The 14,044-nt window shown below is 38.4% G+C and carries 14 protein-coding genes; 10 read left to right on the top strand and 4 right to left on the bottom strand.

Annotation, left to right across the window (positions count from 1 at the left end; genetic code table 11):
* Position 1: 1 nt before the first annotated feature.
* The 10 genes from ACTQ46_RS07260 to ACTQ46_RS07215 all read left to right on the top strand — a co-directional run bounded on the left by ACTQ46_RS07260 (position 2) and on the right by ACTQ46_RS07215 (position 9,925).
* Entirely contained in the window at positions 2-274 is a 273-nt protein-coding gene (locus ACTQ46_RS07260) for a metal-sensing transcriptional repressor (protein ID WP_441748503.1), read from the top strand.
* 71 nt (positions 275-345) lie between these two features.
* Positions 346-1,056 carry an AzlC family ABC transporter permease gene (locus tag ACTQ46_RS07255; protein ID WP_441748501.1) on the top strand — a complete coding sequence of 237 codons (711 nt, stop codon included), beginning with the start codon at positions 346-348 and terminating at the stop codon, positions 1,054-1,056.
* The gene (locus tag ACTQ46_RS07250; RefSeq protein WP_441748499.1) at positions 1,053-1,379 is read left to right on the top strand and encodes a branched-chain amino acid transporter permease; all 327 of its coding nucleotides are present in this window, start codon (positions 1,053-1,055) and stop codon (positions 1,377-1,379) included. Before ACTQ46_RS07255 ends, ACTQ46_RS07250 begins: the two co-directional genes overlap by 4 nt.
* An 83-nt stretch (positions 1,380-1,462) precedes the next feature.
* Positions 1,463-2,476 (top strand): LacI family DNA-binding transcriptional regulator, encoded by a 1,014-nt coding sequence (locus tag ACTQ46_RS07245; protein ID WP_441748497.1) that lies wholly within the window; start codon positions 1,463-1,465, stop codon positions 2,474-2,476.
* A 95-nt stretch (positions 2,477-2,571) separates the two neighbouring features.
* Complete coding sequence (locus tag ACTQ46_RS07240; protein WP_441748495.1) at positions 2,572-3,987, top strand: sucrose-specific PTS transporter subunit IIBC; 1,416 nt, start codon at positions 2,572-2,574, stop codon at positions 3,985-3,987.
* On the top strand, positions 3,984-5,411 hold the full coding sequence (locus ACTQ46_RS07235) for a glycoside hydrolase family 32 protein (RefSeq protein WP_441748493.1): 1,428 nt from the start codon (positions 3,984-3,986) through the stop codon (positions 5,409-5,411). Before ACTQ46_RS07240 ends, ACTQ46_RS07235 begins: the two co-directional genes overlap by 4 nt.
* Before the next feature lie 12 nt (positions 5,412-5,423).
* The gene (locus ACTQ46_RS07230; RefSeq protein WP_441748491.1) at positions 5,424-6,359 is read left to right on the top strand and encodes a carbohydrate kinase family protein; all 936 of its coding nucleotides are present in this window, start codon (positions 5,424-5,426) and stop codon (positions 6,357-6,359) included.
* A 379-nt stretch (positions 6,360-6,738) separates the two neighbouring features.
* Complete coding sequence (locus tag ACTQ46_RS07225; protein ID WP_441748489.1) at positions 6,739-7,260, top strand: hypothetical protein; 522 nt, start codon at positions 6,739-6,741, stop codon at positions 7,258-7,260.
* A 108-nt stretch (positions 7,261-7,368) separates the two neighbouring features.
* Positions 7,369-8,769, top strand: a complete 1,401-nt coding sequence (locus tag ACTQ46_RS07220; protein WP_441748487.1) for an alanine/glycine:cation symporter family protein — start codon at positions 7,369-7,371, stop codon at positions 8,767-8,769.
* A gap of 148 nt (positions 8,770-8,917) precedes the next feature.
* Positions 8,918-9,925 carry an SPFH domain-containing protein gene (locus ACTQ46_RS07215; protein ID WP_441748485.1) on the top strand — a complete coding sequence of 336 codons (1,008 nt, stop codon included), beginning with the start codon at positions 8,918-8,920 and terminating at the stop codon, positions 9,923-9,925.
* Positions 9,926-10,098: 173 nt separating this feature from the next.
* On the opposite strand, the gene hemB is transcribed toward ACTQ46_RS07215, so the two are convergent.
* From hemB to ACTQ46_RS07195, 4 genes are read right to left on the bottom strand one after another with little or no spacing between them, the layout of a single operon-like run.
* Entirely contained in the window at positions 10,099-11,079 is a 981-nt protein-coding gene (gene hemB / locus ACTQ46_RS07210; RefSeq protein WP_441748483.1) for a porphobilinogen synthase, read from the bottom strand.
* Positions 11,057-12,571, bottom strand: coding sequence for a uroporphyrinogen-III C-methyltransferase (gene cobA / locus ACTQ46_RS07205; RefSeq protein WP_441748481.1), 1,515 nt, complete (start codon positions 12,569-12,571; stop codon positions 11,057-11,059). Before cobA ends, hemB begins: the two co-directional genes overlap by 23 nt.
* Positions 12,564-13,514: a hydroxymethylbilane synthase gene (gene hemC, locus ACTQ46_RS07200; RefSeq protein ID WP_441748479.1), complete on the bottom strand. Its 951-nt coding sequence runs from the start codon at positions 13,512-13,514 to the stop codon at positions 12,564-12,566. The genes cobA and hemC overlap by 8 nt, the downstream gene beginning before the upstream one ends.
* Positions 13,507-13,965 (bottom strand): precorrin-2 dehydrogenase/sirohydrochlorin ferrochelatase family protein, encoded by a 459-nt coding sequence (locus tag ACTQ46_RS07195; RefSeq protein ID WP_441748478.1) that lies wholly within the window; start codon positions 13,963-13,965, stop codon positions 13,507-13,509. The genes hemC and ACTQ46_RS07195 overlap by 8 nt, the downstream gene beginning before the upstream one ends.
* Positions 13,966-14,044 lie beyond the last annotated feature (79 nt).

Raw genomic sequence — 14,044 nt, 5'->3', positions numbered from 1 at the left:
AATGAAGGCTGAACAGGGAAAAGTGGAGCATCGCTTAAAGATAGTCAAAGGCCAGGTCGAAGGAATTCAGAGAATGGTCGAAGAAGACCGCTACTGTATCGATATTTCCAATCAGATTATGGCCGCTATCCAAGCATTAAAAGGAATCAATCGGGATGTTTTAGAAGCCCATCTCCATCATTGTGTAAAAGAGTCTATTGAATCCAGCGATGCCGAAGGGGCTCAGGAGAAAATAGAAGAGATTATTAAGGTAATCGATAAATTAACTAAATAAAAAAAGATCGTCTTTCAACAGGCGATCTTTTTTTGCTTTTTTATATGATATTATTATTTGAGGAGGGTAGAATGAAAAATAAAGAAAAAATAACAAAGGCCTTTTCCGCGGCTTTGCCATATACGATACCGATTTTCGCTGGTTTTTGGTTTTTAGGACTTACTTATGGAATCTATATGAATGCCTCTGGTTTCAATGTTTGGTATTCTCTTCTAATGAGTACACTGATTTTTGCGGGAAGCATGGAGTTTGTAACTGTTGGATTTCTGCTTTCAAGCTTTGATCCTATTCAAGCGTTTTTGATGACCTTGATGATCAATGCCCGCCATTTGTTTTACGGTATTTCTATGCTTAATAAGTATGGAGGAAAAGGGTGGAAAAGCTTCTATTTGATTTTTGGAATGTGTGATGAATCCTTTTCCATAAACTATTCTGTGGATATTCCAAAAAACATTGATGAAGACTGGTTTATGCTTTTTGTAACCTTATTAAATCAGATTTATTGGGTGTCTGGAGCAGTTATGGGGGCCTTGTTCGGATCTCTTATAGCTTTTAATACAGAAGGGATAGAATTTGTTATGACAGCAATGTTTACAGTCATTTTTATGGAACAGTGGATGAAAGAAAAACGGCATGTTTTTTCTCTCCTAGGACTTCTATTGTCTATAATATGCAGAATAGTGTTTGGAGCTGGTGCTTTTATGATTCCTGCGATGATCACAATACTTATAAGTCTTGGAATGATGAAACCAAAATTTGATAAGGCAGAGGTGGGAGAATGAACTTTACAGAAAAGATGATTACAATAGCTGTTGTAGTTATAGGAACGATGCTGACAAGGTTTTTGCCCTTCATATTGTTTCCGAAGAATAAAAAAACACCGGAGTTTATTCTGTATTTGGGAAAAGTACTTCCGCCAGCAGTTTTTGGTCTTTTGGTAGTCTATAGTTTAAAAGATATAAATTTGTTGGAAGGGAGCAGAGGTATCCCAGAGCTTTTGAGTGTTTTTCTTGTCGTTATTATCCATAAAGCAAAAAGACAGATGCTCTTTTCCATAGCTGCAGGAACATTGTTATATATGTTCTTAACTCAAAATGTTTTTTGACAAAAGATAATCTAAAAAGTGTAATAATTTTATATAATATGGTATAATCCATATAAAAGTTCAATTACTAAATACCTATAGTAATGGAAAGAAGGAAACGAATGGTTACGATCAATGAAATAGCAAAGCTTGCAAATGTTTCAAAGAGCACTATTTCCAGATATTTTAATGGAGGATCGGTAAGCCCCGAGACTCGAAAGAAGATTCAGGTAGTGGTTCAGAAAACGAATTATCAGCCAAATGCATTTGCACAGAGTCTGAAAGCCAGTGTCAGCCCGTTAGTCGCTACAGTAGTTCCTCGATTAGACGGCCATTCTTTAAATATAAGTTTAGAGTCTATCGATGAAATTCTTTACAAAAACAAAAATACACTATGCCTTGTGAATACAACTCAAGACCTGAATAAAGAGGTGGAGTCTTTAGAAGAACTGGAAAGGATGAAGGTCGGCGGGATTATACTCTTTGCAACAGCCGTTACGGATAAGCTAAAAAAAGCTTTATCAAATATAGAAATACCGGTGGTTGTTGTGGGACAGAAAATCGACGGAATCCATTGTATACGTAATGATGACTATTATGCTGCTCGGATATTGGCGGAGTATCTTTTACGTTTAGGACATAGAAAGTTTTTGTATTTTGGAGTAAAGAAATATGATGAAGCAGTAGGAGTATATCGTCAGAAGGGGCTCTTTGATATTCTTCAAAGAGAAGGAGTGGAAATAGAATATCAAGAATGTGAATTTTTAGCAGACTATTCTAAAAACGAAGCAATGAAGATACTTCCTGATACAAATGCGACCTGTGTTGTCTGTGCAACAGACAATATTGCTTTAGGTGTTCATAGAGCTTGCTATGAACTTGGAATAAACATACCGGAGGATTTGAGTATCTGCGGTTTTGGCGGATATAGAGTGGGGGAGATGCTTTCTCCATCTCTTACAACAGTACAGATCGCCTTTGATCAAATTGGTACCTGTGCAGCAGAAAGTCTTATTGATCTCATGGCTCATAAAACGGTACCAACAGATCAAGTTTTTGAAGGACGTTTAGAAATAAGGGAATCTACGAAATCCATAATTGACAATACTCTAAAATAGAATATACTAAAGATAGAAGAAATCGTTACTTCTATCTAACAGTTATGGAACCGGTACCTAACGGTTTCAAAATATATCACAAAAAGGAGAATAAGATGAATCACAAGAAAACGGCAAAAGATATTATTGATTACGCTGGAGGAAAAGAAAATATCAAAGCGGTAGAACATTGCGCGACGAGACTTAGAATTGAAGTGTTGGAAGAAGACAAGATCCAAAAAGAAGAGATCGAAGAACTTGAAGGCGTGAAAGGGGCTATGTTCCATTCGGGACAATATCAGATTATATTAGGTACCGGGACAGTAAATAAAGTTTACAATGAAGTAATAAAAATGGAAAATTTTGAGACAGGTTCTTCAAGGAATGCGGCAGAGAAAGCAAGGGAAATCCATGATCGCCAAGATGGTTTCAAAAAAGTGATCCGTGTTTTTTCTGATGTTTTTGTACCGATTATTCCTGTTCTTGTTGCAACGGGACTGTTTATGGGGCTTAGAGGATTATTAACGAATGAAGTATTTCTAGGGTTTTTCGGCTCCTCACCAGAAAGTATAAATCCTAATTTCATTTTGTATACTCAAGTTTTAACAGATACTGCCTTTGCATTTTTGCCTGCATTAGTGTGTTGGTCTACATTTAAAGTTTTCGGAGGTTCCCCGGTGTTGGGAATTGTACTGGGACTGATGCTTGTAAATCCAGTGCTTCCGAATGCGTATGAGGTGGGAAATGGTGCAGCAGATCCTTTGATGATCTTAGGTTTCATTCCTGTGACCGGTTATCAAGGCAGTGTACTTCCGGCTTTTATCGCGGGGATAATAGGGGCAAAATTCGAAAACTGGGTTAGAAGCTGGATGGCAGATGCTTTGGATTTATTATTAACACCATTTTTAACTCTTTTATTTATGAGTGCAGCATCTTTGTTTATTATTGGTCCAGTATTTCATTTGTTAGAAAATGCCATTCTAGTTTTAACCCAAGGGATACTATATCTGCCTTTGGGGCTTGCAGGACTTCTTATCGGAGGGGTACAGCAGGTGGTGGTTATCTTTGGAATTCATCATGTGCTTAATGCTTTGGAAATACAGCTTTTAGCTCAAACAGGAGCAAATCCTTTCAACCCTCTCCTTTCTGCAGCAGTAGCAGGGCAGGCGGGAGCAGTTTTAGCAGTGGCGGTGAAAACTAAAGATGAAAAATTAAAATCTATCGCTTTTCCTTCAGCTTTATCTGCATTATTAGGAATTACAGAACCGGCTATATATGGTATAAATCTTAGATTTTTCAAACCATTTGTTTGCGGTATGATAGGGGGCGCTGCAGGAGGATTTATTGCTTCTTTATTGAATCTGGCTGCAACAGGAATGGCAGTTACGGTAATTCCTGGGCTTCTTCTATTCTTAAATAATCAGATCTTCGGCTATATTATTGCGATAGCAGCGGCAATAATTGTAAGTTTTGCAGCAACCTGGTTTTTTGGATATCGGGATGAAATGTTAAAAGGCGATGGGATAGAATGAAACTAAAGAAAGAATTTTTGTATCGCACGATAAAAGAGGCAAAAGACGGAGAGCTGGAAGAACTGCGGAGAAAGGCTTTGAACTCTCTTTGGAGACAAAATTATCATATCCAGCCTCCATACGGTCTCCTAAATGATCCCAATGGATTTTGCCAATTAGTAGACGGCAGCTGGAAGCTCTTTTATCAGTGGTTTCCTTATGGACCTGTTCACGGGATGAAACATTGGTATGAAGTAGGTTCCGATGACTTAGTACATTGGAAAAATAGAGGACCCGCTCTTATACCGGACAGTCCCTATGATGATTACGGCTGCTACTCTGGCAGCGGATTTATTGCAGAAGGCGAATATCGTGTTTTTTATACCGGAAATCATCGGGATGAACATTGGAATCGAAAATCGGTACAGATCATTGCAAGGGAAAAGAACGGAGTATTAAAGAAAGAATTGCCCGCTATTGCAGATGTGCCTGAAGAATCGACAGAAGACTTCCGAGATCCTTTCGTTTGGAAAGAGGGGCGAGGCTATAAAGCAGTTATCGGCGCTCGTTTAAGAGGGGATAAGGGAGCTGTGTTTTTTTATGAGTCAGAAAATGGACTACAATGGCAGGAAAAAAACTGCTTTACTTTAGGAAAAGAATTTGGCTATATGTGGGAATGTCCCAATATTGCCGAAATAGACGGAAAGATTATATTAATATTCTGCCCTCAAGGACTGGAAGATCTCCGTTACGAAAACATCTATCCGGCGGTTTATTTAATAGGAACAAAAGAGGAGTTTGATAAAGAAACCGCCGCACTGCTGGATTATGGTTTTGATTATTATGCACCGCAGATTGCAAAAGACAGTAAGGGGAAGTATATATTGATAGCATGGATGGGGCTTCCAGAGATTGAATACCCCAGCGATAAAGATGAGTGGGCCCATTGTATGACAGTTCCAAGAGAGCTTTCGTTAAAGGAAGGGAGACTTTATCAAAAACCTGTGGAAGATCTAAAGCTGTTAAGAAAAAATCCTCAGTTATATAAAACAGACAAGGATATAGAGATAGAACTTTCTGAAAAAAAAGCATATGAATTTATAATAAGAACTTCTGGGGATTTTGAGTGCAGTTTGTTTTATAATACGGAAAAGAAAAAAGGGTTTTTGATAGAATATCATGAAAAGAAAAAGCTTCTTAGAATAGACCGCAGCGGGTTGGAGAACACTTTCGGCGAAAAATACGGCAGTACTCGAGAGATTAACTTGGAAGATTCTAGCCTTTTAAGAATTTTTACGGATAAAAGCAGTATCGAGATTTTTACAGAAGAGGGGACTGTGCTAAGTTCTAGAGTTTTTCCTATACCCTTAGAAAAAGACTGTTGTTTTAAAGGGGAAGGAGAAATCGAAATATATTCTCTGGAGAAGATAGAAGGGATCCAGTAAAGGAGGTTGTTTATGGGAAAAGTGTATACGATAGGCGAAGCTTTAATAGACTTTGTGCCAGAGGAGAGAGGTTCTTTAAAAGAAGCAGTACATTTTGAGAAAAAGTTTGGAGGTGCCCCGGCTAATGTCGCTATGATTGTTTCCGTACTAGGAGGCGATGCGGCTTTTATCGGGAAAGTGGGAGAAGATCCTTTTGGAGAATTTCTTAAGAGTAAAATGGAAGAGTACAATGTAGATACAAATTTTGTCTTTTTCTCAAAGGAAGCGAAGACCTCTCTCGCTTTTGTATCCTTAGACGAAGAAGGGGACAGGGATTTCATCTTCTATCGTAATCCTGGCGCAGACATGGAGCTTAGAAAAGAAGAAATAGCGGAAATTGAATTTAAAAAAGAGGATTTTTTGTGTTTTGGAAGTTTTGCACTGGCAAAAGCACCTCTAAAAGAAGCGGTGAAAAAGACCTTGGAAAATATGAAACAGGCGGGTGGTACAGTACTTTTTGACCCAAATATACGAGAAGATATCTGGAAGAACAAAGAAGAATTAAAAAACACTCTGCAGGAATTTTTAGTATATGCAGATATTTTAAAAGCGAGCGAAGAGGAAGTTTTATTTCTTTCGGGAGAAAAGACCGTGTCCGAAGCGGTAAACGTTCTTAAAGACAAGGTTTCTCACTTGCTGGTTACATTAGGGAAAGAGGGATCTCTTCTTATAAAGGGAGAAAAAGAAATCCGCCGGAAAGGAAAAGAAGTAAATGTAGTGGATACAACCGGTGCAGGGGATGCTTTCGTGGGAGCTGTTTTATATCAGCTTCAGAAAAAAGATCGGGATCTATCTCTTATTTCTCTGGATGAATGGGAAAATGTTTTGGATTATGCAAATAAGACTGCAGGAATTGCGGCAACAAGAAAGGGAGCGGTAGAAGCTGTAAGAGATATCAGGGATGAATAAGCATTTCAATGATGCTTCAAATTCTTATATTAGTATATAGATATAAATAATATTTGAATGATTATTATAGCTGATATTATTTATCTGGGAAAATGTTTATTAAGAAAATTAAATAAAATTCTGGATATATAAATATCCAGAAGAATGAAAATTTTGTCCGGTTAGATCTTTATAAATATTGGAAAGTTAGGATTTAAAAAGGTAGATACTTATTAATTAAAAGAGTTTATCATATAAAATATAACAATAAAATCCTTTTTGAAAATCTGTTTTGTTTGCGTTTTCACAATCTAGTTGTTAAAATATTAGAACGGAAAATATTTCAAAGCAGGCTGAAAAGAATTGACTGACTGTTAAATTTTAGGAAAGGAGAAAAAGCATGAGTCCTATTATAATTGCCTTGTTGGCAGGATTAGCCTCTGTGTTTAATTTTCATATTGGAAACGGAGGATTAAGAGTATCCTTAGGAATTATTGTCCTTATTGTAGCTTTATACAAATACGAAAAGCTGAATGTACTGAAAACCTCTTTATTATCCGGGATAGCAGTGTTCGTGGTGAGAATCATTTTAGACTATGCCGGGACAGGTTCTGTAGACGAAACAGTTTTATATCATGCCCTTGAGATTATCTTCTACTTAGTGTATGGTTTTCTATTTGATCTCATGGTTCGAAAAGATACGTCTGTCTATAAATCCCCGTTGATTCTCGTATTAATGTTATGTGATTTTGGTGCGAATGCAGCAGAATATCTAGCTCGATTTTTATTTCTGCAATCCGCTATCGTACCAGTAGATTTCCAAACAGTGTTTTTAGCAGCTTTTATCCGATCTGCTGTGATTTGGGTGATTATCCATTTTGTATTCAAACTCGATGAGTCTAAACACGCTTTCACGAAATAGACGATTCTTCGCCGCAGTGTTTTCACTGCGGCGAAGATGAGGCTAGTAGACGAAAATAGCCTAATATACAAAAGATAATCAAATTAAAACAAGAAAGGATTTTCAAAAATGGATGGTTTTTTAACCGGAGTGAAATTTATTAACGGCATACTGTGGAATTATATATTATTAGTTTTATTAGTCGGTATAGGTATCTATATGACAATAAAATTAAAGTTTCCACAGTTTACACGAGTGATGCCGGCGCTTAAAAAAATGATTATAGATATTAAAAATAAAGTAGAAGTAGAGGAAGGAAGGTTGACACCTTTCCAATCTCTATCTACAGCGATTGCGGCACAAGTAGGAACAGGTAATATTGTTGGAGTAGCTACAGCTATAGCCCTAGGAGGACCGGGAGCCGCTTTTTGGATGATTTTATCTGCATTTTTCGGAATGTCTACAATCTTCTCAGAAGCTGTACTTGCTCAAGCCTATCGAGAAACAGAAAATGGAGAACTCGTAGGGGGACCGGCTTACTATATTAAGAACGGTCTTAAACAAGGCTGGCTTGCTAAGATCTTTGCTTTTATATGCATACTGGCATTAGGAGTGGTAGGGCTTCTTGTTCAATCAAATTCTGTTATAGTCTCTGTAAATGATGCATTCGGTTTATCGGAAATGTGGATTACAGTAGGGCTTGTTGCTGCAGTAGGAGCAATTCTTACAGGAGGAATGGAAAGAATCGGTGGTTTTACAGAAAAAGTAGTTCCTGCGATGGCCTTTGCTTATATATTTGGTTCTTTCTTAATCGTCATTCTAAATATTGGCGAACTTATTCCATCTATTCTTATGATTTTTCAAGGAGCATTTACTCCTCAAGCAGTCGGCGGCGGAGTTTTAGGAATCGGTATTCAGCAGGCGATCCGTTATGGTTTAGCAAGAGGGCTGTTTTCAAATGAAGCCGGTATGGGATCAACACCTCATTCCCATGCGGTAGCTTCTACGGACCATCCTGCAGAACAAGGGTTCATAGCGATGATAGGGGTATTTATCTCAACATTTTGTATCTGTTTAGCAACGGTTATGGTTAATATGACCAGCGGTTCTTATAATATGGATATCCCTGCATCGGAGATGGCGCTTCAGTCCACGTTAATGACGCAGAAAGCCTTTGAATTAAGCTTTGGAACATTGGGCGGAAGTTTCTTGTCAATTGCTCTAACCTTATTTTCATTAACTACGATAGTAGGATGGTTTTTCTTTGCGGAATCGAATATCAAGTTTTTCACTAAAAATAAAGGAATCATAGGATCTTTTAAATTTGTAGCATTGGCAGTGATTTTTATGGGACAGTTTGTAGATCCGGATTTCGTATGGTCTTTAGCGGATCTGATGATGGGATTGATGGCTCTTCCGAACATTATCGCATTGATATTTATGAGCAGAACCTCTGTGGATATTTTGGCAGATTATGACCGCTGCAAGGAAAAAGGCGATATTCATTGGGAATACGAGTACGATTCCTAATCCGGCAAATTATGCTGATGATATTATGCAGTAAAATAAAAAATGCATCTTTTACTCTTAGGGAGGTTAAAAGGTGCATTTTTTTATAAAGATTCTAAAGAAATCAAAAAAAGGGTATCTATAATATAGTTTTAAAAAGGAGGTTATTATGGAAATAAAAAATAGTATTGAAGAAAAATTGATTCGGCCGATGAAAGGGTTTCCCGCATTGTTTTTGATTTTGGCAGTCCATTTTGGATCTATTCTTCTTTTTATCTTTGCTGTTTCGAATATCGGTTCTTACTACAGCAGATTTTCAGGAGGGCTGTTATGGCTTTTGCTGATGTTATCGATCCTGTTTTATGTAGGGACGATTATTTCTCTGGCAGGGCTTAAAATTGTGAAACCGAAAGAAGCTATTGTTTTAACTTTATTTGGGAAATATTATGGAACTATAAAGGAACCGGGATTTTATTTTGTCAATCCCTTTTCTTCGAAAGCAGGTTCTGGAGGAGGCTTTGTATTTCAAAGCACAAAAACCGGAGGGGGACAGTTTCGATATAATAATAAGATATCTTTAAAGACACGATCTTTAAATAACGAAAAACAAAAGATCAATGATTTTTTAGGAAATCCGATCTTGATAGAGACGATAGTGATCTGGCATGTGGAGAATCCTACAAAAGCTGTTTTTAATGTAGAAGACTATTCTCAATATATGTCTACACAATGCGACGCTGCTGTCAGACATATAGCTAGAATGTATCCCTATGAAAATCTAGAATATGACAACATGGAAGAGGTGGAAAAAACTCTTATCGGCTCCGTCCAGTCTATAGCCGAGGAGATGCGAAAAGATCTTCAGACGAAAGTTGATAATGCAGGACTTGTCGTAGAAGACGTACGAATTTCCCATTTATCCTATGCAGAAGAAATCGCAGCAGCTATGCTTCAAAGACAGCAAGCCGCAGCGATCGTAGCGGCGAGAGAAAAGATTGTAGAAGGAGCTGTAGGGATGACAGAAATGGCTTTAAATCAGCTGTCAGATCAAAATGTAGTAAATCTCGATGAAGAGAAAAAAGCCCAGCTTGTCAGCAACTTAATGGTAGTACTCGTTGGAAACAATGACGTACAGCCTATAGTAAACAGCAGTTCGATGACACATAGCGGGAAGTAGGGAGTAGGAAATAGGTACTAGGCTATAGGCTATAGGGAAAGAAAATTTTTTCGCCTGTGGCTCTAAAGTTTTTTGTTAAAAAGATCCATGAACGAACAAACGAATCCCTGACCCCGAAGAAAAAAGCAAAGCCGGTTTAGAATCCGGCTTTGCTTTTTGTTGTTCCAAAAGTATTAGATCCATCCTTTGTGGATTAAATCAATTATTTTTTCAGCATAATAAGTGAGGAGAATATCGGCTCCAGCTCTAAAAATGGAAATGGTCGTCTCCGCTACGATCCGATCTTCGTCGATATATCCAGTTCCTGATGCTCCTTTAATCATGGCGTACTCGCCGCTTACGCTGTAGGCAGCCAAAGGCACATGAATTTCATTGGCTGCTTCGCGGATAATATCGAGATAAGAAAGCGCTGGTTTCACCATTATAATATCGGCGCCTTCTGAAATATCCTGAAGAATTTCTTTGATTGCTTCTTTGCGATTGTGAAAGTCCATTTGATAAGATTTTCGATTCCCGCAGGCGGGAGCAGAGTCGGCAGCGGCTCGGAAAGGATCGTAAAAAGACGAGGCATATTTTGCAGAATATGCCATAATAGGAAGGTTTTGAAAGCCTCTTTTATCAAGCTCATCTCTGATTCTTCCGATTCGAAAATCCATCATATCCGAAGGTGCGATCATATCCGCTCCAGCTTCTGCTTGTGAAACTGCGATTTTTTCTAAATATTCTAGGGTAGTATCGTTGTCGACTTTGCCATTTTTCAAAATACCGCAGTGGCCGTGGGAGGTGTATTCGCACATGCAGAGATCTGCGATATAAAAGAGTTCGGGATGCGTTTCTTTAGACTGAAGGAGAGTTTTCTGAATAATGCCTTCTTCGTGAAAAGCACCGCTTCCGATTTCGTCTTTATGATCAGGGATACCGAAGAGCATAATATTCTGCACGCCTTTGATCGCCAACTCTTCCAATCGAAAGGGGAGCTGGTCTAAAGAATAGCGGTACTGGCCTTCCATAGAAGGTATTTCTTCTTTTATATTTTTTCCTTCCTGAATAAAGATCGGATAGATCAGGGAGGATGTATTTACGGAAGTCTCTCGTACGAGATTTCTTATTTTTTCATTGTCTCTTAGTCTTCTAGAGCGTGTTCTGTTGTTCATGTATTTTCCTTTCGTGATAATTGAAAATTTCCTTTATAATGCCTTTTGTGCTGGTTTCATCAGGAATGAAACAGCTGAAACCAGCTTCGCGAGCTGCTGCGGCTGTTTTTTCTCCGATGCAAACTGCCGATTTTTCTATTAATTCTTCTTTTGAAAAAGAAAGAAGTGTTCCTTCTACAGTAGAAGGACTTGTGAAAACAAAAAGCTCTTCTGTTAAGGAACTGAAAAATTTCAGTTTGCGAAAAGTTTTATCATAGCTTTCTATAATGTCAAAAGATATATTTTCTTTCTTTAATTCAGCTGCCGCATCGGAAGGAGTGTTCTTTGGCAAAATTAAAAGAACGTTCTTGTTTCTATCTATATAAGGAATAAGTTCCGCTGCAAGGTCTTTCCCATACTGCTTTGAAGGAATAAAATCCGGTATAAATCCATAGTTTTCTAATTCTTTGCCTGTGCTTTGCCCCACAACTGCAAATTTTACAGAATAAAGTTTTCTAAAATCGATCGAGTATTCTTTTAATCTGGAAAAGAAAGACTTTACACCATAACTGCTGGTAAAAAGAATCCACTCATACGAAGAAAGCTTTGTAGAAAACTCTTCTATTTCTTTTTTGATATTTAAAGAAAACAGTTTAACTGCTGGAAAATGAATAACTTCAGCACCATACTCCGAAAGTTTCTCCGAAAGATCGCCGCCTTTTTCTTCAGGTCTTGTGATAATAATCCGTTCACCATGAAGAGGGCGGTCGTAAAACCAGCTGAATTCCTTTGCGAATTTAGAAACTTCGCCCACTACAAAAAGCCCGGGGGTTTCGATGGGAATAGCATCGATATTGTCCGCCAGTTCTTTCAATGAAAAAAGACTCGATTTTTGATTAAACCGTGTGCCGTTTGAAATGATAGCACAGGGAGTGCTTTCTTTCATACCAGAAGTCAAGAGTCCTCTCGCTATGGACTCGATATTTGTCATGCTCATTAAAAAAATCAGCGCAGCTCCTTCAAGGTTTGCATATTTATCGTAGTCTTTTTGAGTCAGGGGATCTTTTTTTTGATGGCCCGTTATAATATGAAAACTCGTGTTGTAATCTCTATGGGTCACAGGAATCCCTCCATAGGCGGGAGCGGCTATGGCGGAAGTGATACCTGGAACAACTTCATAGGAGATGTTTTCTTGTATCAAGGCTTCCGCTTCTTCGCCGCCTCTGCCGAAAACAAAAGGATCGCCGCCTTTTAGGCGAAGTACTTTCTTTCCTGCCTTTGCGAAGGAAATGAGCATTTTATTTATTTCTTCTTGAGGGACTTTATGAAAGCCGGGTAGTTTCCCCACATCATATTTTTCGCTGGATTCCGGAAGAAGGCTTAGAATGCTGTCGCCGATTAATCGATCGTATACAATCACATCGGCCTGCTCTATAAGTTTTTGAGTTTTTACAGTTAAAAGTCCCGGGTCTCCAGGACCTGATCCTGCTAAATATACTTTTCCTTTATTCATGATGCTCTCTTTCTTTTATTTCTTTTGCTAAATCGATGCTGATCTTTTCTTTTTCTTCTAGAGGGGCTGTTCTTTTCCAAAAACCTTGAGGGGGTATATCTTCATAAAGAAGAAGCTCTTCCCACGAGTCCTCTCCCTTGAAAACACGAAGTTCAATTTCCCCATCCCGTATTTTGGCATATGCCCCTATGGGAGAAGTACAATCTGCATCCATTTCCTGAATAAACTTCCGTTCCACAAGGGATTCTATTGCAGTGTGGGGATCGTTTAAGGGTGAAAGAAGTTTTTCTGGAAAGTCATTTCGGCACTGGAGAACCAAGGTGCCCTGTCCTGCGGCTGGAACCATCCAGTCCTCTGTGAAATCATAATAGGGATAGTCTGTGATTCCTGCCCGAATCATACCTGCAGAGGCGAGGACTATGCCGTCATAATCCAGATCTTTCATTTTCTGCAGACGTGTATGGATATTGCCTCGGATGTTTTCAAAGCGGATATCCTTTTTTAATACCTTCAGCTGCAAGGCTCTTCTGCCGCTGGAGGTTCCGATGGTTAAAGACTTATGATCCTCAAAAAAAGCGAAAAGGTCTTTTGAAAGACTTGGATATTTGTCAGGGTTTATGACCAGACGGTCAAAGGGATTTCCTCTTTTATAAAAAGCGGCAAGTTTTGTTCCCTGAGCCGTTTCCCGAGGAAGATCCTTTAAGCTGTGAACGGCGATATCGATATCACCCTCAAGGAGTGCTCGGTCCAGTTCTTTAACAAAAAGACCCTTGCCTCCGATTTTAGAAAGAGGTTGGTTAAGCAGCTTATCCCCGGTAGTTTTAAAGGTTTTATGTTCTATGGTATAGTCCGGCAGTTCTTTTTTTAAAGCTTCGATAATAATTTCAGTTTGTAATACAGCAAGCCTGCTTTCCCGGCTGCCGATAAGCAGTTTCTTAATCATAAGGCACCTCGTTTTTGAAAAATTGATTTAAATGTTTGCGGATACGTTTTGTAGTTTTTTTATCGCCGCCGGAAGATATACTTATCGTTGTTTCGTTATCCTTGATGATGGAAGGAAAATAAAAACTGCATAAGTCGGGACGGTCGCATAGATTAACAAGTTTATTCTGTTTCAATGTCCACTGATATATCTTGTAGTTTAATTCGGAATCGTCTGTGCAGACGATAATAGTATTGTAAGGGGAGAGATCTTTCTCTTCAGCCTTTTTTTGAATAAAATGAATTTTCTCTTTTGGAAGAAGAAAAAACTCTTCTTTAAAATCTTTGGATAAAACGGTAATACGATCAAAGAAAGGAAGCAGAGCTTTTGTTCTTCGAAGAGCGATATTGCCTGCTCCGACAATAAGGATCTGTAGATGTTTAGTATTGATATAAAAAGGAAAATGGCTCATGTAACCCTCCTGTAAATTCGTGCAGACTTTTCGGTATGCTTTTGAAAGGGAATCTTTCTTGAAGTCGGTAGAATTTTTC

Origin of the sequence: Gallicola sp. Sow4_E12 (assembly GCF_052116305.1) — a bacterium.
Taxonomy (GTDB): Bacteria; Bacillota; Clostridia; order Tissierellales; family Peptoniphilaceae; genus JBQKLI01.
This window is presented reverse-complemented; position numbering and strand designations above follow the sequence as displayed.